This is a genomic window from Pseudomonas sp. BNK-30, from assembly GCF_047456185.1.
GTDB classification, from domain to species: Bacteria; Pseudomonadota; Gammaproteobacteria; order Pseudomonadales; family Pseudomonadaceae; genus Aquipseudomonas; species Aquipseudomonas putida_E.
In genome coordinates this window covers 1,637,518-1,663,590 of sequence record NZ_CP179904.1, presented here as the reverse complement: position 1 = coordinate 1,663,590, position 26,073 = coordinate 1,637,518, and the positions used below count along the sequence as shown (strand labels likewise).

Here is a 26,073-nt window from a genome sequence, read left to right as displayed (position 1 = left end):
GGGTGCTGGATCTCTCCGAGAACCCGTTGCTCCACGCGCCGAACCTGCAGAACCTTCCAGGGCTCGGCTCGGTGTTCATGGTCAACTGCGGCTTGACCGAACTCCCACAAGGCCTTCAACGACTGGAGTCGGTATTGATCATCGACCTGTCCGAGAACCAGTTCCAGCGCCTTCCACAGGGGTTCACCCTGCCCGCGGCCAGCGCCAATGCCTTGGCCCTGGAAAGCCCGGCGCTAGGGCTGCCCATTCGCGAGCAGATTGAGGATTATTTCCAGCTTCATGGAGCTGACCTTCTGGTATCCGATATCGACTACCAGCCGCTGTTGGCCAATGCCAGCGCACAGCGACTGCGCTTGTGGGCGCGCGTGCCGTTGCACTACCGGCGAGAGCTGCGCCAGCTGATCGAGGACATCGCCGATTTCGATGACTTCGATGCAGGCCTGGAGGCACTGTGGCGCTGCCTCGAACGCATGGATGCAGACCCCGCTTTTCGCGATCTGGCGCTAGACTCGCCGGCTACCTTGCTGCTGGATCTCTGAGCCGCTTCAGGCACTGCCCTGGCGGCCCCGCTCGGCACGGGTCGCCAGCCAGCGCGCAAGGTCCGCCGCCGGCATTGGCCGGGCCAGCAGATAGCCCTGCCCCTGGTCGCAACCGGCGTTGCGCAAGAAGTCATACTGTTCCTGGGTTTCAATGCCCTCGGCAGTGATCCGGAAGCCTAACGCATGGCCCAGGTCGATGATGGCCCGGGCCACGGCCACTGCATCGTCATCGTCCGGCAGGTCTTTGATGAACGCACGGTCGATCTTCAGGTGATCGATCGGCAGCGCTCGCAAATAAGCCAGTGACGAATAACCCGTGCCGAAGTCGTCCACCGCCGTGGTCACGCCCATGGCCTGTAATTGGGCCAGTACCTCACAGGCCTGTTGCTGGCTTTCCATCAGCAGACTTTCGGTGATTTCCACTTCCAGCAGGCTCGGCGCCAGGCCATGACACTCCAGCGCCTGGGCCAGGCTGGAGACATAGTCGCTGCGCTCGATCTGCAGCGCCGCCACGTTGATCGCCATTGGCCCGGGTACGCGGTCCTCGTCGCGCCAGGCGGCCATCTGCGCGCAAGCCAGCGCCAACACGCGCTCACCCAGCGGAATGATCAGGCCCGTGCGCTCTGCCAGCGGGATGAACTCGGCCGGTGACACCAGGCCATGAACAGGGTCCCGCCAGCGCAGCAATGCTTCGACACCCTGCAGGCAGCCGCTGAACAGGTCGACCTTGGGTTGATACCACAGCTCGAACTCGTTCGCCTGCAAGGCACGGCGCAGGTTGCGCTCAAGCTCCAGGCGCTGCTGCAGGCGGGCAGTCATGTCGGTGTGGTAGGGGCGCCAGGCGTTGCGCCCGCTTTCCTTGGCTGCATACATCGCCGTATCGGCGTGACGCAGCAGGCTGCCGACATCCTCACCGTGCTGGGGGCACCTGGCCAGGCCGATACTGCCGGTCACCAGTGCGGTACTGCCATTGAGATCGAACGGGCGTTGCAGGCAGCGCAGCAGGTGAGCCACCTGGTGGCTCACCTGGCCCTGGGTGCCGCGCAACATGAAAACGAACTCGTCGCCGCCAAGGCGGCACACCCGGTCAGGCGCGTCCAGCTCCTGCAAAAAACGCGCGGTGGCTTGCTGCAGCAACAGGTCGCCCATGGCATGGCCGAGGCTGTCGTTCACCTGCTTGAAGCCATCGATGTCCAGCATCAACACAGCCAGACCATCGCCCTTGAGAATGGCATCGGCCAGTTGCTGCTGGAACAACACGCGGTTGGGCAAGCCGGTGATGGTGTCGTAGTGGGCCAGCCGCTCAAGTTGCGCCTGGGAGCTGCGCAGTTCTCGATTGCGTTGCTGCAGCTGGCGTTGCTTGCGGTTGATCAGGGCCAGGAACAGGCTGGTCAAGCCCGTACAGGCCAGGGCGAACCAGAGCAGCGGCGAGACCAGAGGGCTGGCCATCAGGCCGTCAGGCTGGCGCTGCACGTCCAGATGGCCCAGCAGCACCGACAGGGCGATCCCGGCCAGGGCGAAGCCCACCGGCATCAGGCTGCCAAGGAAGCGGCGCAGCTGGCCGGTGGGCGGCGGTTCATCAGGTAGTGGGGTATTGGACGGGGTCATAGGCCTTCGTATGCGCTCGATTGCTTATGTATCGGCGCACTGCGGGCAATATTGAGCCAGACTGGTATTTTTCTTTCGCCGGGTGCATCCTCGAAGCTGAAGCGATTCACCTACCCAGACTTGTGAGGTGCAGTACACATGGACCACCTGCTCGATTCGCTGTTCCCTGCTGCCGGGGATGTCCCCACGCCTTGGCAGCTGGGTGAACCCCTGGAGCAACGCGATTACCTCGTCAATGGCGAACTGAGGCGCTGGGACGGCCCGCTGGCCACCGTGCGCAGCCCGGTTTGGCTAAAAGAAGGTGACGGCGAGCGACAGGTCATCCTCGGCAGCGCCCCGCTGCTCGATGCTGATACGGCACTGACGGCACTGGACGCCGCCGTGCAGGCCTATGACAAAGGCCGCGGCGCCTGGCCGAACATGCGTGTCGCCGAACGCATCCAGCATGTCGAAACCTTCCTTGCGCGCATGCGCGAACAGCGCCAGGCCGTGGTAAAGCTGCTGATGTGGGAGATCGGCAAAAACCTCAAGGACTCCGAGAAGGAGTTCGATCGCACCTGCGACTATATCGTCGACACCATCAACGCCCTGAAAGACCTCGACCGCCGTTCCAGCCGCTTCGAACTCGAACAGGGCACCCTCGGCCAGATCCGCCGCGCACCGCTTGGCGTGGCCTTGTGCATGGGGCCTTACAACTACCCGCTCAATGAAACCTTCACCACGTTGATCCCCGCGCTGATCATGGGCAACACCGTGGTGTTCAAACCGGCCAAATTCGGCGTGCTGTTGATTCGCCCGCTGCTCGAAGCGTTCCGTGACAGCTTCCCGCCGGGGGTGATCAACGTCATTTATGGCCGCGGCCGCGAAACGGTCAGTGCCTTGATGGCCAGCGGCAAGGTCGACGTGTTCGCCTTCATTGGCACGCACAAGGCCGCCAGCGACCTGAAAAAGCTCCACCCGCGCCCGCACCGCCTGCGCGCCGCGCTAGGGCTCGATGCCAAAAACCCCGGCATCGTGCTGCCCCAGGTAGACCTGGACAATGCGGTCGAAGAAGCGGTCACCGGCGCGCTGTCGTTCAACGGCCAGCGTTGCACCGCACTGAAAATCCTGTTCGTCCATGAAGACGTGGTCGAACCGTTTCTCGACAAGTTCCAGCGCAAGCTCGCCGCGCTCAAGCCTGGCATGCCCTGGGAGCCGGATGTGGCCCTGACGCCGCTACCGGAGCAGGGCAAGGTCGATTACCTCGACGCCCTGGTGGCCGATGCCACGGCCAAAGGCGCGCGGGTGGTCAACGAGGGTGGCGGGAACAGTCGCGGTTCGTTCTTCTACCCTGCCCTGCTCTACCCGGTAACCGGTGACATGCGGGTGTACCACGAAGAGCAATTCGGCCCCTTGGTACCGGTGGTGCCCTACCGCGACCTGCAGACGGTGATCGACTACGTGCTCGATTCCGACTTCGGCCAGCAGTTGAGCCTGTTCGGCAACGACCCCAAGACCATCGGCAGCCTGGTCGACATCTTTGCCAACCAGGTGGGCCGTATCAACCTCAATGCCCAGTGCCAGCGCGGCCCTGACACCTACCCCTTCAATGGTCGCAAGAACAGCGCCGAGGGTACCTTGTCGGTGCATGACGCCCTGCGTGTGTTCTCGATACGCACCTTGGTCGCGACCCGCTTCCAGGAAGCCAACAAGGAGCTGATCAGCGAGATCATCCGTAATCGGCAGTCGACGTTCCTCACCACCGATTACATCTTCTGAACGGGCCCTGCTTATAGACAAACGATCTACCTGAGCTGTCGATTCTCGAGCTGCCTGACCGACTTTATGCAACAGGGGCGCAACCTGCCCCTTTCGCATTCATTTCAGAGGAGTGTCGAACATGGCAGCCCGCCCCATTCCCGAAGGCCAGCACAGCATTACCCCGTATTTGGGCATCAAGGATGCCGCCAAGGCCATCGACTTCTACAAGCAAGCCTTCGGCGCGGTCGAAATGTTCCGCCTCGAAGGCCCGGACGGCCGCGTAGGGCACGCCGAGCTGAAGATCGGCGATTCGTCGCTGATGCTCGCCGACCCGTGCGACATGGCGGGCGGCCTGACCTCCAGCCAGTCACTCAGCGGTGTCGCCATTGGCCTGCACTTGTACGTGGAGGACTGTGACAAGGTCTACGCCCAGGCCATTGCCGCCGGGGCCACCCCGTTGCATGAGGTAAAGGACCAGTTCTACGGCGACCGCAGCGGCACGTTGAAAGACCCGTTCGGCAACATGTGGTTCGTCTCTACCCACAAAGAAGACCTCAGCCCCGACGAAATCCGCGCCCGCGCCGCCAAACTGTTCGCAGGCAACCAAGCGACTGGTTGAAAGCGGCGCGACTTTGCCTGAAGCTTGTGGCTCGTAGCTTGGAGCTGCTTCATGCGAATCATCGACAAAACCGCCGCGCAGGTACGTAGCCTGACCCCGGCCGAAGAGGAACTGCTGCAGGCATTCGCCACCGGCACCCTCATTGGCCCCGGCCTGTTACAGGCCAACCAGCTACTGATGAAGGTGCGCAGCGCCAACCAGTGGCTGGCCTGCGATTGCCGCAAGGACGCCCTGCCGGTGCTCAATGTCACCCTCAATGGCAGCACCGGCACACTGTTTCTCAAGAACAACCCCGGCACCGCCGAGCATGCGCCCGGCTGCCCGTTCAGCAAAGACGAGCGTGAGGCCGCCGAACGCGAGCAAGACCCCGCCCCGCCCGCCGCCTGGCTGGCCCCTGACACGCCACTGCGCCTGCTCGGTGATTTTCGCAAGGCCAGCGAAAACAGTGGCGCTGCCCAGGATGGCAAGGAAGGCCGAGAGCAGCAGCGCCTGCTCTCGCTGCTGCTGACCTGGATCGAAACCAGCGGCCTGAACCTGTATGCCACGCACTTGAAAAAGGACCTCACCGCGCAGTTTGCCGAGTTGCGCAGTGTCGCCAGCCGTTACCCCCTGCTCGAACGCGTGCCCGCCAGCAACTACCTTGAAACCCGGCTGGACATGAAGCACATGATGATGCTCAAGGCCCGCCTGCGCGAAGCTACCGTATTCGGCAACCATCGCCGCCATGGCCTTTTGCTCGACTGCGTCGAGCAGATCAAGGGGCGCAAGCTGTTCAACAACCGCAGTGAGGATGGCTTCGACTTCCAGGGGCATCACCTGTACTGGGGTGGCAGCCGGGTGTCAGGGCCGCTGCTGGCGCTGATCCTGTACTCGCCCACCAGCGCAGGCAGTCACTTCTACGAGCTGATCCACGTGGCCAGCGTGCCAGTGTTGTCGCGCGCTCACCTGTTCCCGGTTTACCGCGACGAGGAGCGTGAACCGCTCAAGGCCTTGGTGTCGTTGATCGACTGGATGGCCAGCAAGGGGGTCAAGGTGCAGATGCGAAGGCCCGTGATCGGTGGCCAGGTGATGGATGAACTGGTGCTGACCTCCGACCAGGACCGCGTGCTGTCGGTATCGCTGCTGGAGCAGCCGGTCGGGCCGGAACCGGATGCCGAGAATTTCAAGCGGTACGCCGACTTCAAGAGCCTGGAGACATTCCGCAAGTTTGTGGCCGGGTTCTTCATGCGCGAGCGCTGAGCTAGCAGTCGAGGCGGGCCGGCCTATGGCCAGGATGTTGCTGGGCTGTTGCGATCGAGCGCGGCCCGCGCGGCGCTCGATCGCAACAGCGCCCGATCACCCAAGAAACAGCTTGTAAGCAGGATTCTCGGTCTCATCCCAGTACCGATAGCCCATCTCATCCAGCGCCAGCGGCAGCCCTGCCTGCTCATCCTCGGGCACCTCCAGCGCGGCAAACACCCGGGCTTCGGCCGCGCCGTGGTTGCGGTAATGGAACAGGCTGATGTTCCAGCGCTTGCCCAGCCGCTCCAGGAAGCCCAACAACGCTCCCGGACGCTCCGGGAACTCGAAGCGCAGCACCCGCTCATCGGCTCCCGGCGCCGCATGGCCACCCACGGTATGGCGCACATGCAGCTTGGCCAGCTCGTTGTCGGTCAGGTCGAGCACGCTGTAACCCTGCTCGGCGAGGTGTGCCAGCAGTTTCTCCCGGGGGTCGTGCAGCGGGTGCGTTTGCACCCCGACAAACAGGCGCGCTTCCTTGCCGGGGTAGTAGCGATAGTTGAACTCGGTGATCTGGCGCTTGCCCAGCGCCTGGCAGAAGGCCCGGAAACTGCCTGGCTGCTCGGGGATGGTCACGGCAATGATCGCCTCGCGCTGCTCACCCAGCTCGGCACGTTCGGCCACATGGCGCAGGCGGTCGAAGTTGACGTTGGCACCGGAGTCGATCGCTACCAGCGTCTGCCCCCGTGCGCCTTCGCGGGCCACGTACTTCTTGATGCCAGCGACCGCCAGCGCGCCGGACGGCTCGGTGATCGAACGGGTATCGTCATAGATGTCCTTGATTGCCGCACACAGCTCATCGCTGCTGACGGTCACCACCTCATCGACGAAATGCCGGCACAGTTCAAAACAGTGCGCACCGACCTGGGCGACCGCCACGCCATCGGCGAAGGTACCTACCTGCGGCAGGATGACCCGCTCCCCCGCAACCATGGCGGCCTGCAGGCAATTGGAGTCTTCCGGCTCGACACCGATCACCTTGACCTCGGGGCGCAGGTACTTCACGTACGCGGCGATCCCTGCCACCAGGCCACCGCCCCCGACCGGCACGAAGATGGCATCCAGCGCACCCGGCTGTTGGCGGAGGATCTCCATACCGACCGTGCCCTGCCCGGCGATCACGTCAGGGTCATCGTAAGGTGGCACGAAGGTAGCGCCTTCGCTGTCGGCCAGGGTCAGTGCATGGGCCAGGGCGTGGGGGAAGCTTTCACCGTGCAGCACCACATGCCCACCCCGCGAACGTACACCTTCGATTTTCAGCGAAGGCGTGGTGGTCGGCATGACGATGGTCGCCTTGATGCCCAGATGGGAGGCCGCCAGCGCCACACCCTGGGCGTGGTTGCCTGCCGATGCGGTGATCACCCCACGCTCGCGCTGAGCGGGGGTCAGGCGCGCCAGCCGGGTGTAGGCACCGCGGATCTTGAACGAGAACGTGGGCTGCAGGTCTTCGCGCTTGAGCAATACCTGGTTGCCCAGGCTGGCGGACAACGCCGGCGCCGCTTGCAATGGGGTCTCGATGGCCAGGTCGTACACCGGCGCAGACAAGATGCGCCGCACCTGCTCCGACAGCAGCTGCTGAGGGGTAAGCGGGGTACGGGGGCTGACGTTGAGGCTGGTCATCGGGTGCAACTCCTTGGCTGTTTTCACGTTGCCCAGGAGTCGAAGAGTAGAAACCCGCCTCCAGGGCGGGTTCGGTGCACGTACGCGCTAGCCCGCCAAACTGATAATGGCGGTAATAATAATGGCGTTCACATGCGGGAAAGTGTTCATGGGGTGGGAACTTATCCCGCTGTACCTTGGCGTGTCAACACTTGGCTTGCTGTGCCGAGAGCGGCACATCGAACACCTTGTCGAAACCCCACTGGAACACGAAGGCATAGACGAAGAAGAACATGAACAACGCCATGTTGGTGAGCAACGCTGCCCACAGGCTGACATCCAGCCAGTACGCCACCAGCGGCAGCAGGATCACCACCAGCCCGCCTTCGAAGCCCAAGGCATGCAGCAGCCGGCGCATGAAGGTACGTTCACGCTGGTGCTGGCGCGCCTCCCAGCGCTCGAAAGCCCAGTTGAAGCCCATGTTCCAGCTCATCGCAATGCCCGACATCAACACTGACAGCACGGTCGACTGGGCCATGCCGGCACCGAACGCCAGTTCCAGTGCCGGCGCCACACAGGCCACGGCGATGGCTTCGTAGAGGATGGCCTGGACGATCTTGCGTGCCTTGCCTTGCATCTTCAGCTCCCTGTCGAAAAGGCCTACCACGTTACTAGAAGCCGCTGGCAAGCAAAAGCCTGAATACCTGGCCCGGCCACGCACAACCGTGCATTGGACAACCCGGCACCTGACTGCTTGTATCTACCCATTGCAAGTGGCGCGAGGTCGTACACCTTCGTCCAGGGAATCGTACGAGGAACAACACGATGGCCAACACCGTCATGATGGTATTCGGTACCCGCCCAGAAGCGATCAAGATGGCCCCACTGGCCAGGGTCCTGCGTGAGTGGCCCGACATCGACCTGCACATCTGTTCCACCGGCCAGCACCGCGAGATGCTTGAACAAGTGCTGACCGCCTTTGGCCTGAGCGTCGATCAGGACCTCAAGGTAATGACCCAGAATCAGACCCTGAACGGCCTTGCCCGTGACCTGCTGGACTCGATCGACAAGGCCTATGAACGGGTCAGGCCAGAGATCGTGCTGGTCCATGGCGACACCACCACCAGCTTCATCGCCGGCCTTGCCGCCTTCCACCGGCACATCCCCATCGGCCACGTCGAGGCCGGGCTGCGCACCGGCAACCTGCAGCAACCCTGGCCTGAGGAAGCCAACCGGCGCCTGACCGGGGTGATCGCCGACCTGCACTTTGCGCCCACCACCAAGGCCCGCGACAACCTGCTGCGCGAAGGCGTGCCGCTGGAACAGATCGAGGTCACCGGCAACACCGTCATCGACGCCCTGCTGTGGATGCGCGAATACCTGATGGAAACCGCGTGGCAGCCCGCCGCCGACTCACCCCTGCACAAACTGCACGACGATCAGCGCATGGTGCTGATCACCGGCCATCGTCGGGAAAACTTCGGCGCCGGTTTCGAACGTATCTGCCTGGCCCTGGCCGAACTGGCACTGCGCTACCCCGATGTGCAGTTCGTCTACCCCGTTCACCTCAACCCGCAAGTGCAGAAAGCGGTCTACGGCCTGCTCTCGGGGCGTGACAACATCCACCTCGTAGCCCCGCAGGACTATCAGCACTTTGTATGGCTGATGAACCGCGCCCACATCATCCTCACCGACTCCGGTGGCATCCAGGAAGAAGCCCCGGCACTGGGCAAGCCGGTGCTGGTGCTGCGCAAGGTCACCGAACGGCCGTCGGTGCTCGAAGGCGGTACGGTGAAGCTGGTCGGCACGCAGACCGAGCGCATCGTCAAGGAAACCAGCCAATTGCTGGACGATGGCCAGGCCTACGCGCGCATGGCCCGCGTATTCACCCCCTTTGGTGACGGCCACGCCAGCGAAATCATCGCCGAGCGCCTGAGCCGCTGGTTCGAGGAAAGCGTAACCAAACGGGATGACGCATGAGCCTGGCTTTCATCGATTTCGTTACTTACGTACTGTTTGGCCTCAAGATCCTGGCGATCATCCTCGCCGCACTGATGTTCCTGCTCGGCCTGGACGACCTGTTCATCGACCTGTGCTACTGGTGCCGCAAGCTGTTCCGCCATTTGCGTATCTATGACAAGAACGCCAGGGCGGACGAGAAGCGCCTGTTCGAGGTGCCGGAAAAACCCCTGGCGATCATGGTCCCGGCTTGGAACGAAGTGGGCGTGGTGGGTGAAATGGCGCGCCTGGCGGCCTCGACCATCGACTACGAAAACTACCAGATCTTTGTCGGCACCTACCCCAACGACCCGCAAACCCAGGCCGACGTCGATGCCGTGTGCCTGCACTACCCCAACGTGCACAAGGTGGTCTGCGCCCGCCCCGGCCCCACCAGCAAGGCTGACTGCCTGAACAACATCATCGATGCCATCCTGCGCTTCCAGGACGACGCACGTATCGAGTTCGCAGGCTTCATCCTGCATGACGCCGAGGACGTTATCTCGCCCATGGAGCTGAGGCTGTTCAACTACCTGCTGCCCGCCAAGGACATGATCCAGATCCCGGTGTACCCCTATGCGCCGGAGTGGAAAGGCTTCACCGCCGGGCACTACGTGGACGAGTTCGCCGAGAACCACGGCAAGGACGTCATCGTCCGCGAAGCGCTGACCGGCCAGGTGCCCAGTGCCGGTGTCGGCACCTGTTTCAGCCGCCGCGCCATCAGCGCCCTGCTCGAAGACGGTGACGGCATCGCCTTCGACGTGCAGAGCCTGACCGAGGATTACGACATCGGCTTTCGCCTGAAGCAAAAGGGCATGAAGTGCATATTTGCCCGCTACTCGGTTACCGACCCTGCACTGGCCCTCAAGCACGAGTGGTGCCCCGGCATGAGCCGCGAGTTCGCCCAGGTGATCTGCGTGCGCGAGCACTTCCCGCGTGACTGGCAGCATGCCATCCGGCAAAAGTCCCGGTGGATCGTCGGCATCGTGTTCCAGGGCACCAGCAACCTGGGCTGGAGCCGAACAGGTGCGCTCAACTACTTCCTCTGGCGGGACCGCCGGGGCCTGTTCGCCTACCTGCTGGGCTTTTTGGTCAACCTGTTGCTGCTGGTGCTGCTGGCCATGTGGCTGGTTACGGTGATTGCGCCGCAGTCCTGGCGCTTCATGTCGATCCTCAGCGACAGCCAACTGCTGACCACACTGCTCTGGCTCAACGGCCTGATGCTGATCAACCGCCTGTTCCAGCGCGGCTGGTTCGTCACCCGCTATTACGGCATCGGCGAGGGGCTGCTGTCGGCCCCCCGGATGATGTGGAGCAACTTCGTCAACTTCTTTGCCAACCTGCGCGCCCTGCGCCAAGTGATGGAGATGGGCGATTCACGCCGGGTGGCCTGGGACAAGACCACCCACGAGTTCCCCGCCATCGCCTCACCGGCCCGCACTCCGCTGGGCCACCGCCTTGTCGCCAAAGGCTACATCAGCGAAGCGCAGCTCGAACAGGCCATCACCAGCCCGGTGCGGCGGCGCCTGGGCCGCGAGCTGCTGCTGCGTGGCTGGCTGACCAGCGAACAGCTGGTGCAGACCCTGGCCGAGCAACTCGACCTGCCATGGGCACCGCTCAACCCGTTCAAACTCGACCCGCAACTGATCGCCCTGCTGCCGCGCCGGCTGGCTACGCACTACGGCGTGCTGCCGGTGGCCGAAGACGGCAATACGCTGGTGCTGGCCAGCGAGAGCCCGGTCAGCCAGGTCTCGCTGGGGGTGATCAGCCGCCAGCTCAAACGCCCGGTCAGCTGCCGCCTGGCACCCCAAGGCCGGGTGACCCTGGGCCTGCGCTACCACTACCCCAGCCCCTGGCAGACAGACCAGACCCGGCAGATGCTCGAAGTGCTCGAACGGCACCAGGACAACGCCGAACTGATCGAGCAGGTGAGTATCCACCAGGTCATGCTCGGTGCGTTGCTGCAGGTGCGCGGCATGGTCCCGGTGACCCTGTTCAACCAGGCCCTGATCGACTTCGATCCCGAGCAGCAGAGCCTTGGCGAACACCTGATCGCGCGCGGCATCATCACCGAGCTCGTGTTGCAGCAGGCGCTCGAAGAACAGGCCAGCGAACAGCAGGCCGCCTTTGACCTGATCAGGGAGGTGGCATGAAGCCGCGCGTTACCCTCACACTCACCGGCCTGTTGTTGTGCACCACCGCCCTGCCTGCCCTGGCCGCGCCCATGACCGATTTCCAGCGGTTCACCAGCTACCCGTTCATGGAGCGCGGTTACCGCGAAGCAAAAAAGGACAATTGGGCCGAAGTCGAGCGCCTGACCCGCCATGTACTCGGGCGGGTGCCGAACAACGACGAAGCGCGCGCGCTGCTGGTCGAGGCCCTGGCCCACCAGCGCCGCTACAAGGAAGCAGAAGCACTGGCCGAGCAGCTTGGCAGCGGCACGGAGCATGCCGACGCCCTGCTTGAACTGCGCCTGACCTGGATCGAGCAGGACCCACCCGCGGCCAGCCAGGTGGAGGGCTGGTTGGCCACAGCTGACGGCGCACACCGGGTACGCCTGTGGCAGGCCTACAGCCTGAGCCTGGCCAAATTCGGCGGCGCCGGCAGGGCCCTGGACTGGCTGAACCAATTGCCACCACGCGGCGATGGCCAGGTGCTGCGCCTGGCCAGGGCCAATTTCGCCGAACAGCTGCGCAACTGGAACGCCACCATCGATCAGCTGCAGCCTCTGGCCGACAAGGGGCAATTGCCGGTGGATGCCTGGCAGCGCCTGGCCAACGCCTACGTCCAGCAGGTCGATGAAAAAGGCCTGACCCGATTGCTGCAAAGCGCGCCTTCCCCCGAGATGGCCACCCAGACCCGGCTGGCCATGGCCAACCGCGCCATCGCAATGGGCTACAGCAAGCAGGCCCAGCGCTGGCTGCAAATGCTGCCCACCGAGCAGTTGCAACAGCCCGAACAGCGCCAGCAGCTCTGGGAGCTGGCCCGCGAAGGCAACGATGCGCCGCTGCTCAGGCGCCTGAGCAACGAGCTGCAGCGGCCCTGCCTGGAAACGGTCGACTGGCTTTCACGGCACGACCCGAACATTGCCCGAGAACAGTTCAAGGACTGCTCTGCAGGCGCCGAACCACGCGCCTACGCAATACTCAAGCAGCGCCTTTACGGCGACCCGGCAGCGCCGCCACAACCGCGCACCGCCGCCGGGTGGGAGCACCGTTACCGGCGCACGGGCGAGCTGGCCGCACTTGAGCAAGCGACCTTCCTGCTGGTGCGCCAAGGCCACGACGAGCGCGCCCGAACCTTGTTGGAACAGGCCTACGACCGGCGTCAAGGACGGCTGACACCCTCACTGCTGCAGCGCCTGGGCAATCTTTATGCTCGCCAGGACGGCCAGCTGGACAGCCGCAGAATGCTCAGCCTGATCCCCCAGGTGGATGCCAATAGCCGTGCCCAACTGCTCGGCCGCTTGGCCGAGGCCGGGCAATGCGACACCGTGCGCCAGGCCGTGCCGGCAAGCCCCAGCGAAGCCGGGCAATACCGTGCACTGGGGCGCTGCGCCATGCCTGAACAGCCGGGTGAAGCGGTGGTCTATTACCAGGCCGCCGAGCGCCTGGGCGACAGTGGCAACCGCCTGCCACTGGCCTATGCCCTGGAAGCTGCAGGTGACTCTGCCGCAGCCCTGCCCATTTGGCGCAGCCTGCCGGACAGCGCCTGGAACGACAACGCCCGCCTGACCGCCGCCGCCGGCGCGCTGAACGCGGGCGACCCGCAAGCCGCCCGCCGCTACTGGGACGCCGCTGCGCACACCCGCGCTGATGACTGGGCGCTGGGCGCCGCCATCGCCCAGCGCCAGGGTGACCTGCAGGCCGCCCTTGGCTTTCAGCGCCAGGCACTGGCACACAACCCGCGCGCCGTCCACTACTACGCAGCCGCCAACACCGCACAACAGGCCGGCGACAGCGCCCAGAGCACTGCCTGGCTGGCCGAAGCGGTGCGCCTGGCCCCCAACCAGCCACGCTATCGCGCCGACTACGGCATGCGCCTGGCCAGCTCGCCAGACAAGACCGACCGCCGCCAGGCGATCCCGTATCTGCAGCGCGCCACCCGCGATTTCCCCGAGGACTACCGCCTCGGCGAAACCCTGGTCGTGCGCTACGACGAAACCGAAGACAGCGCCTCGGCGCGCCGCGAGCTGCGCCGGGTGATCGATGTGGAGCAGGACCTTGTCGACGGCGATGATGAATACGGCAGCCTCGATGCCCGTAAATACCGCCAGCGGCGCGCCCACGAAACCTTGGCGCGGCGTGACACCGTGACACTGGCCAGCACCTGGTCGCCAGCCGGCATCTCGACCAACGACAGGTTCCTCGACGACGGCGTGCGCAGCGGCAGCTCGCGCCGGGCACAGTCGCAGAACGTGCAACTGGCCATGTGGGACCATGCCTTGGGCGAAGAGCCCAGCCGCAATGGCAGCACGCTGTCGGTGTACGGCCGCGTGCTGTTCGGCGGGCAAAGCCGTAGCGACTACGCGCAAAGCATGGGCACCGGTGTCGGCCTGCGTTACAAACCGATAGGCCAGGCCAACCTCAACCTGTACGCCGAGCTCTACCACCAACGGCAGATCGACACCGAGCACTACAGCGGCCTGAGCCTGGGTGAGCTGCTCAGCCCGGCCAAGGTCGGTGGCAACTGGGGTGACCTGCGCCACAACGCCGAGTCGAGCAACGACCTGCTGCTGCGCGCCACTGCCTCGTTTCTCGACCAAGGCGACTGGCGCAACGACTGGCGGGTAGACGAGGACGACTGGAACGAGCGTTTCCTCTACCTCGACGCTGCCTGGTGGACCCGTGCCGGTGACCATGCCTGGCTGTCCCGTTACCAGCAGGGCCATGCCTGGAAATTGCCCGGCACTTCGCCGCAAACCCTGATGCCCTATGGCTTCCTCGAGTTTTCCAGCCAGGACCCCAGCAACGACTGGCGCCAGGATGCCCGCGCCGGCGTGGGCGTGCGCTGGCAATGGTGGTTCGACGATGACCGCTACAACGCCTACCGCGGCTCGCTGAAAGTACGCGCCGAGTATCAGCAGTCGTTGGGTGGCAACCTTTACCAGCGCGCCAATGGTGTGCTGGTCGGCGCGGAGATGAACTTCTGATGCGTACCTTTCTGGCCATCTGCCTGTTTGCGTTGAGCCTGCCGGCCGTGGCCGACCAGCGCCTGTTCTATCAACCGCTGAACCGCGACGCCAGCGTCAGCCCCGCCCAATGGCAGCAACTGTGGCGTGCCACCGTGGCCCAGGGCGGCAAGACCGTGATCGTGCAGTGGAGCGCCTATGGCGACAGCGATTTCGGTGGTGCCCAAGGCTGGCTGGCCAACAGCTTGCGCGAGGCGCATGCCCAAGGCCTGCAGCTGGTGCTCGGGCTGTACATGGACCCGGCCTATTATCAGCGCATCGAAGCACTCGACGGTGATGGGCTGAGCAGCTACTGGAAAGCCCAGCTGGGCAGGTCCCTGAGCCAGTACCGGCAGGTGCGCCAGCACTGGCAAATAGAGGTGGCTGGCTGGTACCTGCCGATGGAGCTGGACGACCTGCACTTTCGCGACACGGCCCGTCGTCAGGCGCTGTACAGCCAGTTGCAGGCGTTCAGCCGGCAGTTGGACAAACCGCTGCACATCAGTGCCTTCAGTGCCGGCAAGCTGGCGCCGCGGGTCAACGGCGCCTGGCTGGACCAGCTCGCAGGCCTGGGCGTGAGCGTCTGGTGGCAGGACGGCGCTGGCACCGGGCGGCTGCCGGCGCTGGTGCGCCAAAGCTATGAACAGGCCTTGCCTTGCCGCGTGGGCGTGGTGCGTGAAGCATTTCGCCAGGTGAGTGGGCCGGGGCAGGCTTTCAAGGCGCAGGCTGCGCAACCGAAGCTGACCGGCGGATGCCATGCCGAGGCGGTGTTTGCCCTGCGCTACCGGCCCTGGGCGCGGGGTGTTCTGACGCAGAATTGATACTGTCTGCACCGGCCTCATCGCCGGCAAGCCGGCGATCATCGGCGAAGCCGGTGCCATGGACTAACCTGCTGGCAAGCGAATCATGAACAGTGCACCACCCAAGGCCGACTGCGTCACCGTCAGCGAGCCACCCTGCCCCTCGATGGCTCGCCGGCTGATCGCCAACCCCAGGCCGAACCCGCCGGTATTGCGATCACGGCTGCGGTCCAAGCGGTAGAACGGCTGGAAGATGCGCTCACGCTCTTCGACCGGAATGCCGATACCGTCATCCTCTACCGTCAACAGGCAAGCACCGCTCTCTTCCAGACGCAAACGCAGCAGCAGGCTCTGATCGCAATAGCGCATGCCATTGCGCACCAGGTTCTGCACCGCGCGGGCCGTCAGGCGCGGGTCAAGCACGAAGCGCGGCAGAGAACCTTCGGCGCGTACCTCCCACTCAATGCCACGGCTGTCGAGCTCTTCGGCAAAGCCGCCGAGCACACTGTCGACCAGCTCAAGCAACGACACCTCGACCCGCTCACGGGCTTGGTCGGCGTTGTACAGCCGGCTGTAGGACAGCAGTTCGAGCACCAGTTCGTCCAGCTCGCGCACGTGCCCGACCAGCTCCAGCAGGCGCTTGCGGCTGGTGGGCGGCACTTCGTCGAACAACAGCACCAGGCCGAAGTCCAGGCGAGTGAGCGGCGTGCGCAACTCATGGGACACGGCGTTGAGCAGCTCACGCTGCTGATTGACGTGGCGCTCCAGGTCGCCGGCCATGGTGTCGAATACACCGGCCAGTTCACCGATGTTCGAATGCGGAGAAATGTGCGTACGCTCGGCCATCTGCCCCTGGCCCAGACGCCTGGCCGTTTCCTTGAGCCGCTCAAGGTCGCGCCAGTGCGGCCACACCCACAACAGCAGGCAGCCAAGCATGGCGGCGCCGATCAGCACAGTCACGCCCCAAGACAGCACGTTGATGTCCAGCGGGTCCGGTGGCGAGTGCAGGCTCACCAGCCAGCCCTCTTCCAGCGGCGCCAGCACCGTTTCGTAATAGCCCCACTCGCCGATGCGCACTGCGTACAGGCCATGCGCCAGACGCGCCTGCTCCGGCGCGCTCAAGCTGGCCTGATCGGTACGCAACAGGGTCACCTGCAGCGGCGCGAACGCCTCGGCCAGCTCCTGTTCCACCGCAGGCCATTGCTCGCGCGGGGCCTGGCGGAACTGGCGCACGATCAGTGACTGCACGCCTTTGGCCTGGTCCAGGTTGTAGGCCACGAAGCGGTCATGGAACAGGCCGACGATGGCGTCAGGAATCAACAGCAGCGCACCGGCGTAGGCGACGATGATCACCAGGTAAAGGCGCACCAGAATCTTCAGCATGTCGCTTCAGCACTCCCATTCGACGCGGCTGAACAGGTAACCCTTGCCCCACACGGTCTTGATCTTGCGCGCTTCGCCGGCACTGTCATCGAATTTGCGCCGCAGCTTGGAAATGGCCACATCCACCGAGCGGTCGGTGCCGTTGAACTCGATACCGCGCAGTTGCTGAAGGATGCGGTCACGGCTCAGCACTTCCCCGGCGTTGCGCGCCAGCACCACCAGCAGGTTGTATTCACCGCTGGACAGTTCCACCTCTTCGCCGCGCCAACAGACCAGGCGCTCGGCCAGGTCGATGCGCAAGCCACCGATCAGGATCTGCTCACTGTCCAGCCGCGGCTCATGGACGCTGCTGCGGCGCAGCAAGGTTCGCACCCGCGCCAGCAGCACCCGCGGCTCACACGGCTTGGTGACGTAGTCGTCGGCGCCCATCTCCAGTCCCAATACCTGGTCGTGGCTGTCGTCGCGGGCCGTCAGCATCAGGATCGGCAGGCTTTGGGATTCCTGGCGCAGCAGGCGGCACACCTGCAGGCCGTCGATACCCGGTAGCATCAGGTCAAGGATGACCAGGTCGGGTTTGTCTTGCCGGAACGCGTCCAGCACATGGTCGCCCCGGGCGATCACCCGCACATGGAAGTCGTTGCGTTGCAGATAGCTGGCGATCAATTCAGACAGGGCGCTGTCGTCTTCTACCAGAAGAATGTTTGGCATAGGGCTTGGTACGAGCAGAGGGAGGCCAATACAGGCATGTAGCGGCAAGAATATAGAATCCCCACGAGTGCAGGATTTTTCTTCACACTTTTTCACACACGTCCTACAGGTATTAACAGGCACCCGTGCCCTGCCTGCCTTAGCATACGGCCGGTCATCATCGGAAGATCCGTATGCCTATCATCCTTATCCATCGCCTGCGCCCCGTGGCGCTCGTGGCGCTTCTGGCCCTGTCCGTTGCCGGGTGCAACGACACCGAAGAGCAGGACGCCAAGCCCCCCGTACCCCAGGTCCGGGTAGAAACCCTGCAGCTCCAGCCCCTGGCCATCAGCACGGAACTCAGCGGGCGCCTTCTCGCCCCGCGTACCGCAGAGGTGCGCGCGCGGGTGGCGGGCGTGGTGCTCAAGCGGGTCTACCGCGAAGGCAGCGACGTCAAGCAAGGCGACGTGCTGTTCCTGATCGACCCGGCACCGTTCAAGGCCGACCACGATAGCGCCCGCGCCACACTGGCCAAGGCCCAGGCCAACCTGTACCAGGCCCGCTTGCAGGAGCAACGCTACCGCGAACTGGTCGACGACAAGGCCGTCAGCCGCCAGGAGTACGACAATGCCCGCGCGGCGTTCCTTCAGGCCGACGCCGAAGTGGCCGCTGCCAAGGCAGCGCTTGAACGGGCGCGCCTGAACCTGGGCTACGCCACGGTTACCGCACCGATCTCCGGGCGCATCGGTCGCGCCCTGGTCACCGAAGGCGCGCTGGTGGGGCAGAACGAGACCACGCCACTGGCGACCATCCAGCAACTGGACCCGATCCACGCCGACGTCACCCAGTCGACCCGCGAGCTCAACACCCTGCGCCGTGCGCTGCGTGCTGGCGAGTTGCAGCAGGCAGGCAATGGGGAGGCAAGCGCCACGTTGATCCAGGATGACGGCAGTGCCTATCCGTTGCCCGGCAAACTGCTGTTTTCGGACATCAGCGTGGACCCAAGCACCAACCAGATCACCCTGCGCAGCGAGTTCCCCAACCCTGACCTGGACCTGCTGCCCGGCAGCTACGTGCGCGTGCGCCTGGAGCAGGCCGTACAGCCCAAAGGCATCAGCGTACCGCAGCGCGCCATCCTGCGTGATAGCGCCGGGGTGCCGAAGGTGCTGGTGGTCGACGCGCAGGCACGCATCAGCGAGCGCCAGGTGGTACTGGGCAACGCCCAAAGCGACCGCTGGATCGTCAGTGAAGGCCTGGCCGCCGGCGAGCGTGTGGTCATCGAGGGCCTGCAACACGTCAAGGCCGGTGACCAGGTCCAGGTCGACACTGCCCAGGGCAGCCAACCCATCGCCCAGCACAACGGCCAGTGAGGGCCTGACCCATGCCGCAATTCTTCATCGACCGCCCGGTATTCGCCTGGGTGGTCGCACTGTTCATCCTGCTGGCCGGCGCCCTGGCCATCCCGCAACTGCCGGTGGCTCAGTACCCCAACGTAGCCCCGCCGCAGGTGGAAATCTATGCCGTGTACCCGGGGGCGTCCGCAGCCACCATGGACGAGAGCGTGGTCAGCCTGATCGAGCAGGAGCTCAACGGCGCCGACAACCTGCTGTACTTCGAGTCGCAGAGCAGCCTGGGCAGCGCCACCATTACCGCCACCTTCGAGCCGGGGACCCACCCGGACCTGGCCCAGGTCGACGTGCAGAACCGCCTCAAGGTGGTCGAGTCGCGCTTGCCGCGCCCGGTGACCCAGCAGGGCCTGCAAGTGGAAAAAGTGTCCACCGGTTTTCTGCTGCTCGGCACCCTGACCTCTGAAGACGGCAGCCTCGATGAAACCGCCCTGTCGGACATCCTTGCCCGCAGCGTAATGAACGAAATCCGCCGCCTCAAGGGCGTCGGCAAAGCCCAGCTGTACGGTTCCGAGCGTGCCATGCGGATCTGGATCGACCCGGGCAAGCTGATCGGCTTCAGCCTCACGCCCAACGATGTGGCCAACGCCATCGCCGCACAGAACGCCCAGGTGGCGCCCGGCAGCATCGGCGACCTGCCTGCCCGCAGCACCCAGGAAATCACCGCCAATGTGGTGGTCAAGGGCCAGCTGAGCACCCCGGAAGAATTTGCCGCCATTGTGCTGCGGGCCAACCCCGACGGCTCGACGGTGACCATCGGCGATGTGGCGCGGGTCGAGATCGGCGCCCAGGAATACCAGTACGGCACACGCCTGAACGGCAAGCCGGCCAGCGCCTTCAGCGTGCAGCTGGCGCCGGGCGCCAACGCCATGGAAACCGCCACCCTGGTACGGGCGAAGATGCAGGAGCTGTCGGTTTATTTCCCGGAGGGAGTCAAGTACGACATCCCCTATGACACATCACCGTTCGTCAAGGTCTCCATCCAGCAGGTCATCAGTACCCTGTTCGAAGCCATGCTGCTGGTTTTCGCCGTGATGTTCCTGTTCCTGCAGAACCTGCGCTATACGCTGATCCCGACCCTGGTGGTGCCGGTGGCGCTGATGGGTACCTTCGCCGTGATGCTGGCGCTGGGCTTCTCGGTCAACGTGCTGACACTGTTCGGCATGGTCCTGGCCATCGGCATCCTGGTCGACGATGCCATCGTGGTGGTGGAGAACGTCGAGCGGATCATGGCCGAGGAAGGCTTGCCGCCGAAGGAAGCAACGCGCAAGGCGATGGGCCAGATCAGCGGCGCCATCATCGGTATCACCCTGGTGCTGGTGGCGGTGTTCCTGCCCATGGCCTTCATGAAAGGCTCTGTCGGGGTGATCTACCAGCAGTTCTCGCTGTCTATGGCGGTTTCGATCCTGTTCTCAGCGTTTCTGGCCCTGAGCCTGACCCCTGCCCTGTGCGCCACCCTGCTCAAGCCGCTGGCCAAGGGCGAACACCACGAACGCAAGGGTTTCTTCGGCTGGTTCAACCGCAGTTTCGAACGCATGAGCAACGGCTATGAGCGCTGGGTGGTGCAGGCTCTCAAGCGCAGCGGCCGCTACCTGCTGGTGTATGGCGTGCTGCTGGCGGTGCTCGGCTACGGCTTCAGCCAGTTGCCCACGGCGTTCCTGCCCACTGAAGACCAGGGCTACACCATCACCGACATCCAGCTGCCACCAGGTGCCAGCCGCATGCGTACCGAGCAGGTAGCCGCACAGATCGAGGCGCACAATGCCCAGGAGCCCGGGGTGGGCAACACCACGGTGATCCTCGGTTTCAGCTTCTCCGGCAGCGGGCAGAATGCGGCGCTGACCTTCACCACCCTGAAGGACTGGTCCGAGCGTGGCGCCGACGACAGCGCCCAGTCGATTGCCGACCGCGCCAGCGCCGCATTTTCCCGGATCCGCGATGCGGTAGCGTTCTCTGTGCTGCCGCCGCCCATCGACGGGCTGGGGGAGTCCACCGGTTTCGAGTTCCGCCTGCAGGACCGGGGTGGCATGGGCCATGCCGCGCTGATGGCGGCGCGTGACGAACTGCTGGCCGGCGCCGGGAAAAGCAAGGTCTTGGTGAACGTGCGCGAAGCTTCGCTGGCCGAAAGCCCGCAGGTACAGCTGGAAATCGACCGCCGCCAAGCCAATGCATTGGGCATATCGTTCGCCGACATTGGCGCGGTGCTGGACACCGCCGTGGGCTCCAACTACGTCAACGACTTCCCCAACCAGGGCCGCATGCAGCGGGTGGTGGTGCAGGCCGAAGGCGACCAGCGCAGCCAGGTCGAGGACCTGCTGAAGATCCACGTGCGCAACAGCAGCGGCAAGATGGTGCCATTAGGCGCCTTCGTACAGGCCAAATGGGTCAGTGGCCCGGTGCAACTGACCCGCTACAACGGCTACCCGGCCGTGTCGATTTCTGGTGAGCCGGCGGCCGGCTATAGCTCGGGCGAGGCCATGGCCGAAGTCGAGCGTCTGGTCGCGCAATTGCCGGCCGGGGCCGGCCTGGAATGGACCGGCCTGTCGCTGCAGGAGCGCCTGTCCGGCAGCCAGGCACCGCTGTTGATGGCGCTGTCTCTGCTGGTGGTGTTCCTGTGCCTGGCGGCGCTGTACGAAAGCTGGTCGATCCCCACTGCAGTGCTGCTGGTGGTACCGCTCGGCGTGCTTGGCGCAGTGCTGGCGGTGACCCTGCGCGGCATGCCCAACGATGTGTTCTTCAAGGTCGGCCTGATCACCCTGATAGGCTTGTCGGCGAAGAACGCCATCCTCATCATCGAATTCGCCAAAAGCCTGGTGGAGCAGGGCGTGGATGCCGTCGACGCCGCCGTGCAGGCCGCCCGCCTGCGCCTGCGGCCGATCGTGATGACCTCGCTGGCATTCATCCTCGGCGTGGTGCCACTGGCCATCGCCACCGGCGCCAGTTCGGCGAGCCAGCAGGCGATTGGCACCGGGGTGATCGGCGGGATGCTCAGCGCCACATTGGCGGTGGTGTTCGTGCCGGTGTTTTTTGTGGTGGTGATGCGTTTAGGCCGAACTCGCCAAGAACCGGCCGAGGGCAAGTTGACAAACGTCGAGAATCTGTGAGGCCAGTGGGGCTGCATTGCCAGCCCCCTTTGCCCCCCTCCACTGGGCGGTGCAGGCGGCTATTGACTGTCCTGATCCTGTCCCATCACGGCGTCTTTCAACCCTTTACCAGGCTTGAATTTGACAACGGTGGCCTGCTTGATCTGGATCTCTTTACCCGTTCTTGGATCACGCCCCTTGCGCACTTGCCGTACATCGGTTGTGAAAGACCCAAATCCAACCAGCCTGACCTCCCTTTTCTTGACCAATGACTCGGTAATGGCTTCGATCAGCGCTTCGACAACATTGCCAGCCTCGACCTTGGTAAGGTCAGCCTTGAGTGCTACGTCCGCTATCAATTCACTTTTGTTCAAGTCTTTGCTCCTTGGCGTACCTGAATGGGCCTGTGCGTTGCCTGCCACTGATACCATTGAATGAAGATCGACCAATCAGCACAACTGGCAAAAATGCCAGGTCGCCGCTTACCGCCCAGCCTGGACAATTGCACTGCACCGTGGGAGGGTTCGCTGCCCTACGTTCAGGAACCGGCCCAATGACCAAACCCCTACCGCCCTTCACCACGTTGATCCTCGCCGGTGGCCGTGGCCAGCGCATGGGTGGCCGTGACAAGGGGCTGGTTCTCTGGCGCGGCGAGCCGCTGGTGGCGCATGTGCAGCGGGTGGTGCGGCCCCTTTGCGACGATGTGGTGATCTCCTGCAATCGCAACCACAACTTTTATCGTCCGTTCTCCGATCAGCTGGTCTGCGATGCAGAAGCGGACTTCCCAGGCCCGTTGGCTGGGGTGATTGCCGGCCTGACAGCGGCGAGGCATGCGTGGGTGGTGGTGCTGGCATGCGATGCACCGCTGATCGACCCCCACTTGATCGAAGATTTGCTGCAGTTGGCAGTGGCCAATGACAGTGCGGTCATGGCGCGTCAGGGTGGGTATTGGCAGCCGATGTTCAGCGTGCTGCCGCGCAGGCTGCTGCCGTTGCTCAGGCAGGCCTGGGCGGATGGAGAGAGGAGCCTGCAAAAGGCCCTGCTGCACGCGCCGGTCGAGGGGTTGGAATACCCCGTGGGTGACCCACGCTTGAGCAACTTCAATAGCCCAGATCTGCTGCAGGACTAGGCCAGGTCGCTTGAGCCGGCGATGCGCAAGCGACCTGGTTGCTATCTACACTGCGCACACGCCTCATTCACCATTGATCGTGTAAACCAGTTCCTCCTGGGGGGGCTCCAGAGTACGCGTGAACAGCGTTTCACCCCGATACACAAGCTGCACTTTCTCGGGCCGATCAGAAGTATCGAGATTGACATGGAATTTGTTCATCACATTCGCCTGCAGACGGATGCCGGGCAGATTGTAGCGCCGCACCCCAGCTACCGTGACTACCCAAAGCTGCCAGCCAGGGTTTGCGGATGCACCACTGTCATCCTCGTAGACGAAGCCGTAGGCACCATGCAAAGCGGGATAAATATAGTGTGGTAACTCACGCTGCGGGTCGTAGTAACCCACCAGCGTAGTGATGGGTACACCGAACTTTTGCGGCACGCGCTCAACACTCACATCCTCTGCATGGGTGTACTCACGCCAGGTTCCCCCCTCAGACATATACAGTCTCAGGGAGCCTTGGGAGAGCGGCAAAATCAGGCCATTGATATGAAGCTGCGTCTGGTACGCGGCCCCCTGATCAATGCTGATAACCCGGCGCTCGTTCAACTCAGAGGCAGGAGGCACGTGGATGGCAGGCCCCCAGTCCCCGTCGCGCATCACGACATTGAGCACGGCGAAACCGGCCAACAGGCTCTGGAGGTTAGCCTGACTCAAGTCATTGTTTGGCACAGTGATTCGCGCCATGCTCGTGTCTAACAGGATCGTCTCTATCCAGGTTGCCCCGTTCGAGCGATAGCTCTTGAAAAACCCTCGCCCGATGTTCAACGTCTGACCATTGATGGACAGTTGGCTATTGTAACCGGCGTCATGATTGAAGGTGATCACGCAGTTGGCATTGGAGGATGCAGCACGCGGAACTTCAATACGCGGCGCCCAGTTTCCATCCTCCATTTCGACCCTCACCACGGTATTGAGGTCGAACAAGGCCGACAGGGCAGCTTCGCTCAAGTCGTTGTTGGGAGCTGTTAGTTGGGGGCGTAAGTCAACTCTGTGAGCGTAAGGTTCCATGCCTTGAGCAAGGGCACTCCAGCGGCGGAAGCCTGTCGCTGAATCAGACGCAAAAACTGCCTTTCCCTCAAAGAATTCCTGAGTGATTGCCGCGGTATGAGGCGTGTGCAACGTGAAACGGTTCGAATGGGACATCGGTGCGCCGCCCGCCATCGGGTCGAGACCGAAGGCATGGCCATGAAAAGGCGCCTGGCACTGATCCTCGACGCAGGTGGGTTCTTGCGTAATGTTCGCCCGGAAGTTGGGTATGAACTGACCAAGGCGCATGTCCCAGCCCCACGTCGCGTTCAAAGCCTGCGCGGGGCGATGTACGGAGCCGCCGAACCCGCCAGGGTAATGGCCCAGTCCGTAATTATGCCCAACCTCGTGACTGAACTCATTGCCCAGTGAGTCATCCAGCGTGACGATGCCTCCCCCTCCCGACCCGCCGTGCACCTGAATACCATTCACGTATCTCCCTTGGCTATTGTGTGCGGTGAGCTGTGCTGCAACATAGGGGCTCTGCTCGCCCTCCCCGGGCGTACTGTGGAGCCCATAGTTAGCGTTATTGATGCCTAGAGATATCAGCTCCTTACCGATCCTTTGTCGCATTGTGCCGCTATGCCAACCACCCTCGCTTGGGTCAAAGTCAGTCAATAATTGCCCATCTGGCAACATGACTTCCGGCAAGTGCAGAGATTGATAGTTGCTTACGATCATCCGGGCCACGGGAATGGTTTGGAAATATTCAGTGTGGGCATCCGGTTCGTTTGCAAACGCGTACTCGTCACGTGGCGGCGTGAGCATGCCAATATCGATGGTATGAATCAGCAACTCAGTACGCCCGCCCACCGCTACGCTGCCCAGTGTCCCAAGCAGATCTCCAGCGCTGAAACGCATTGATGTACCGGGGTTCAACCATGCGCCTGGAATTTCGATACTCCAGGTATTTTCCGAATAGACCAGCATTCGATTTGCCCATTCGTGATCACTGATCCATTGCCCAGCAGCGAAGATGAATTGGCATTCTTCCCCTTTGGAGACAACGACTGAGCGACCGCTATAGAACACAGTCGAACTGTAGCCAGCCGCTGAGTTGAAGCTCACCCGCTGCCCGCAAACCACTTCTTGTGTGGGTAAATAAATATCACTCACCCAACTCCCATCGCCCGTCTGAATCACCACCCAATCGTGCGACCTCAACGTTGCCTTCAAATAAGTAGCTGCGGGATCATCAAGGCGATCCAACTCGCTGCTGCTATTGATGACATAGGGGTCCTCTGGCGGGAGGGAAAAGTCAAGATCACCCGCATCGCTTGCGACACTGTACACCGTCTCAGGTAAATCATAGGGGCTGTTCATTTGCAGCACCCCTGATAAACGGCCGTCTCTATCGACAACGCTGACCTCAAGGCTTTCAATCCGGTCTTTCAATGCTCCTAACGGTTTTACCAAGAGCAATGCTGTGCGCCCTGCCACCAGATGGGGCTGCTCGTCCCCGACACTGGGCGTCACAGGAACAATCTGACTCTGAGCAAACTTTACATGGGCTGCCAATGAGCCCTGCAAATGATTGGTGTTGCCGCAGGTATCAAAAACCACGCTGGCTTTATAAATCACCACCCCGCCATCAGGCCTGCTCTCCAGATAAAACCTCTGGGCTCTGTCCTTCTGCGCATGGGCTTTGGCTGCTGCCCCTGCATCCGTCATTTCGAGTACGGCGGGATAGTTCATTGAATGCAGCGTGTACGTACCATCGTCGTATGCTTGCAACTCAAAGCTTTGCCATGCATTCCCACCATAGGGCGACACCCAGACGTCGTCCTCCGACATCGTGAGTGCTGCGTCATACCGCAGAGCACGGATACCTATTGATCCATCGTTCTGCGGCACCACCCGGAAATGTTGAGAAATATCTCCTGTGTAAGGTTCTACATAAAGGCAGTCATCCCGCATCGTCAGAGCCAGTACTGTTTCCATGTAACCCCCTTCAGCGTGTCAT

General features: G+C 63.3%; 18 protein-coding genes. 11 read left to right on the top strand and 7 right to left on the bottom strand.

Translation table 11 applies throughout. The features are described 5' to 3' along the window. Positions 1–2 precede the first annotated feature (2 nt). Complete coding sequence (locus tag ACMGGN_RS07775) at positions 3–539, top strand: hypothetical protein (RefSeq protein WP_414156641.1); 537 nt, start codon at positions 3–5, stop codon at positions 537–539. A gap of 6 nt (positions 540–545) precedes the next feature. Here the strand turns inward: ACMGGN_RS07775 and ACMGGN_RS07770 are convergent, their stop codons facing one another. Continuing rightward, positions 546–2,147 carry a putative bifunctional diguanylate cyclase/phosphodiesterase gene (locus ACMGGN_RS07770; protein ID WP_115274609.1) on the bottom strand — a complete coding sequence of 534 codons (1,602 nt, stop codon included), beginning with the start codon at positions 2,145–2,147 and terminating at the stop codon, positions 546–548. 138 nt (positions 2,148–2,285) lie between these two features. On the opposite strand from ACMGGN_RS07770, the gene ACMGGN_RS07765 reads away from it, so the two are divergent. From ACMGGN_RS07765 to ACMGGN_RS07755, 3 genes are all read left to right on the top strand, one after another. Then, positions 2,286–3,905 (top strand): NADP-dependent glyceraldehyde-3-phosphate dehydrogenase, encoded by a 1,620-nt coding sequence (locus tag ACMGGN_RS07765; RefSeq protein WP_204918139.1) that lies wholly within the window; start codon positions 2,286–2,288, stop codon positions 3,903–3,905. 121 nt (positions 3,906–4,026) lie between these two features. Beyond that, positions 4,027–4,506: a VOC family protein gene (locus ACMGGN_RS07760; RefSeq protein WP_046785979.1), complete on the top strand. Its 480-nt coding sequence runs from the start codon at positions 4,027–4,029 to the stop codon at positions 4,504–4,506. 51 nt (positions 4,507–4,557) lie between these two features. After that, positions 4,558–5,745 (top strand): hypothetical protein, encoded by a 1,188-nt coding sequence (locus tag ACMGGN_RS07755; protein WP_404602429.1) that lies wholly within the window; start codon positions 4,558–4,560, stop codon positions 5,743–5,745. 96 nt (positions 5,746–5,841) lie between these two features. Here ACMGGN_RS07755 and ilvA read toward each other — a convergent pair whose 3' ends face one another. Further along, positions 5,842–7,404 (bottom strand): threonine ammonia-lyase, biosynthetic, encoded by a 1,563-nt coding sequence (gene ilvA / locus ACMGGN_RS07750; RefSeq protein ID WP_080952106.1) that lies wholly within the window; start codon positions 7,402–7,404, stop codon positions 5,842–5,844. 184 nt (positions 7,405–7,588) lie between these two features. After that, the gene (locus tag ACMGGN_RS07745) at positions 7,589–8,020 is read right to left on the bottom strand and encodes a PACE efflux transporter (RefSeq protein ID WP_414156640.1); all 432 of its coding nucleotides are present in this window, start codon (positions 8,018–8,020) and stop codon (positions 7,589–7,591) included. Positions 8,021–8,208: 188 nt separating this feature from the next. Here ACMGGN_RS07745 and wecB point away from each other — a divergent pair, with 188 nt between their 5' ends. Genes wecB through ACMGGN_RS07725 form a run of 4 tightly spaced genes read left to right on the top strand, consistent with a single transcriptional unit; the run spans position 8,209 to position 15,372 of the window. Beyond that, positions 8,209–9,363 (top strand): non-hydrolyzing UDP-N-acetylglucosamine 2-epimerase, encoded by a 1,155-nt coding sequence (gene wecB / locus ACMGGN_RS07740; protein WP_115274603.1) that lies wholly within the window; start codon positions 8,209–8,211, stop codon positions 9,361–9,363. Next, positions 9,360–11,534, top strand: coding sequence for a cyclic di-3',5'-guanylate-activated glycosyltransferase NrfB (gene nrfB / locus ACMGGN_RS07735; RefSeq protein WP_414156639.1), 2,175 nt, complete (start codon positions 9,360–9,362; stop codon positions 11,532–11,534). Before wecB ends, nrfB begins: the two co-directional genes overlap by 4 nt. After that, positions 11,531–14,533, top strand: a complete 3,003-nt coding sequence (locus tag ACMGGN_RS07730; RefSeq protein ID WP_414156638.1) for a phage receptor — start codon at positions 11,531–11,533, stop codon at positions 14,531–14,533. The genes nrfB and ACMGGN_RS07730 overlap by 4 nt, the downstream gene beginning before the upstream one ends. Further along, entirely contained in the window at positions 14,533–15,372 is an 840-nt protein-coding gene (locus ACMGGN_RS07725) for a DUF4434 family protein (RefSeq protein WP_414156637.1), read from the top strand. Before ACMGGN_RS07730 ends, ACMGGN_RS07725 begins: the two co-directional genes overlap by 1 nt. A 63-nt stretch (positions 15,373–15,435) precedes the next feature. Here the strand turns inward: ACMGGN_RS07725 and ACMGGN_RS07720 are convergent, their stop codons facing one another. After that, positions 15,436–16,734 carry an ATP-binding protein gene (locus ACMGGN_RS07720; RefSeq protein WP_115274599.1) on the bottom strand — a complete coding sequence of 433 codons (1,299 nt, stop codon included), beginning with the start codon at positions 16,732–16,734 and terminating at the stop codon, positions 15,436–15,438. A gap of 6 nt (positions 16,735–16,740) precedes the next feature. Next, on the bottom strand, positions 16,741–17,442 hold the full coding sequence (locus ACMGGN_RS07715; RefSeq protein ID WP_039601547.1) for a response regulator transcription factor: 702 nt from the start codon (positions 17,440–17,442) through the stop codon (positions 16,741–16,743). A gap of 173 nt (positions 17,443–17,615) precedes the next feature. On the opposite strand from ACMGGN_RS07715, the gene ACMGGN_RS07710 reads away from it, so the two are divergent. Together ACMGGN_RS07710 and ACMGGN_RS07705 are read left to right on the top strand one after the other, a co-directional pair. Beyond that, a complete protein-coding gene (locus ACMGGN_RS07710) occupies positions 17,616–18,791 on the top strand; it encodes an efflux RND transporter periplasmic adaptor subunit (RefSeq protein WP_046785972.1) in 1,176 nt (391 codons plus the stop codon). 11 nt (positions 18,792–18,802) lie between these two features. After that, positions 18,803–21,931: a multidrug efflux RND transporter permease subunit gene (locus ACMGGN_RS07705; protein WP_414156636.1), complete on the top strand. Its 3,129-nt coding sequence runs from the start codon at positions 18,803–18,805 to the stop codon at positions 21,929–21,931. A gap of 59 nt (positions 21,932–21,990) precedes the next feature. Here the strand turns inward: ACMGGN_RS07705 and ACMGGN_RS07700 are convergent, their stop codons facing one another. Continuing rightward, positions 21,991–22,341: an HU family DNA-binding protein gene (locus ACMGGN_RS07700; RefSeq protein ID WP_115274596.1), complete on the bottom strand. Its 351-nt coding sequence runs from the start codon at positions 22,339–22,341 to the stop codon at positions 21,991–21,993. A 122-nt stretch (positions 22,342–22,463) separates the two neighbouring features. Between ACMGGN_RS07700 and mobA the strand changes: the two genes are divergently transcribed. Beyond that, a complete protein-coding gene (mobA, locus tag ACMGGN_RS07695) occupies positions 22,464–23,039 on the top strand; it encodes a molybdenum cofactor guanylyltransferase MobA (RefSeq protein ID WP_119687164.1) in 576 nt (191 codons plus the stop codon). A gap of 63 nt (positions 23,040–23,102) precedes the next feature. Here mobA and ACMGGN_RS07690 read toward each other — a convergent pair whose 3' ends face one another. Then, positions 23,103–26,051, bottom strand: a complete 2,949-nt coding sequence (locus tag ACMGGN_RS07690) for a M66 family metalloprotease (protein WP_414156635.1) — start codon at positions 26,049–26,051, stop codon at positions 23,103–23,105. Positions 26,052–26,073 lie beyond the last annotated feature (22 nt).

Excerpts from the sequence above, each read along its gene's own strand:
- ACMGGN_RS07700 (WP_115274596.1), bottom strand. The coding sequence starts at position 22,341 with ATGGTATCAGTGGCAGGCAACGCACAGGCCCATTCAGGTACGCCAAGG.
- ACMGGN_RS07760 (WP_046785979.1), top strand. The coding sequence starts at position 4,027 with ATGGCAGCCCGCCCCATTCCCGAAGGCCAGCACAGCATTACCCCGTAT.
- ACMGGN_RS07725 (WP_414156637.1), top strand. The coding sequence starts at position 14,533 with ATGCGTACCTTTCTGGCCATCTGCCTGTTTGCGTTGAGCCTGCCGGCC.
- ACMGGN_RS07745 (WP_414156640.1), bottom strand. The coding sequence starts at position 8,020 with ATGCAAGGCAAGGCACGCAAGATCGTCCAGGCCATCCTCTACGAAGCC.
- wecB (WP_115274603.1), top strand. The coding sequence starts at position 8,209 with ATGGCCAACACCGTCATGATGGTATTCGGTACCCGCCCAGAAGCGATC.
- ACMGGN_RS07765 (WP_204918139.1), top strand. The coding sequence starts at position 2,286 with ATGGACCACCTGCTCGATTCGCTGTTCCCTGCTGCCGGGGATGTCCCC.
- nrfB (WP_414156639.1), top strand. The coding sequence starts at position 9,360 with ATGAGCCTGGCTTTCATCGATTTCGTTACTTACGTACTGTTTGGCCTC.
- ilvA (WP_080952106.1), bottom strand. The coding sequence starts at position 7,404 with ATGACCAGCCTCAACGTCAGCCCCCGTACCCCGCTTACCCCTCAGCAG.
- ACMGGN_RS07755 (WP_404602429.1), top strand. The coding sequence starts at position 4,558 with ATGCGAATCATCGACAAAACCGCCGCGCAGGTACGTAGCCTGACCCCG.
- ACMGGN_RS07770 (WP_115274609.1), bottom strand. The coding sequence starts at position 2,147 with ATGACCCCGTCCAATACCCCACTACCTGATGAACCGCCGCCCACCGGC.
- ACMGGN_RS07710 (WP_046785972.1), top strand. The coding sequence starts at position 17,616 with ATGCCTATCATCCTTATCCATCGCCTGCGCCCCGTGGCGCTCGTGGCG.
- ACMGGN_RS07715 (WP_039601547.1), bottom strand. The coding sequence starts at position 17,442 with ATGCCAAACATTCTTCTGGTAGAAGACGACAGCGCCCTGTCTGAATTG.
- ACMGGN_RS07705 (WP_414156636.1), top strand. The coding sequence starts at position 18,803 with ATGCCGCAATTCTTCATCGACCGCCCGGTATTCGCCTGGGTGGTCGCA.
- ACMGGN_RS07690 (WP_414156635.1), bottom strand. The coding sequence starts at position 26,051 with ATGGAAACAGTACTGGCTCTGACGATGCGGGATGACTGCCTTTATGTA.
- ACMGGN_RS07720 (WP_115274599.1), bottom strand. The coding sequence starts at position 16,734 with ATGCTGAAGATTCTGGTGCGCCTTTACCTGGTGATCATCGTCGCCTAC.
- ACMGGN_RS07730 (WP_414156638.1), top strand. The coding sequence starts at position 11,531 with ATGAAGCCGCGCGTTACCCTCACACTCACCGGCCTGTTGTTGTGCACC.
- mobA (WP_119687164.1), top strand. The coding sequence starts at position 22,464 with ATGACCAAACCCCTACCGCCCTTCACCACGTTGATCCTCGCCGGTGGC.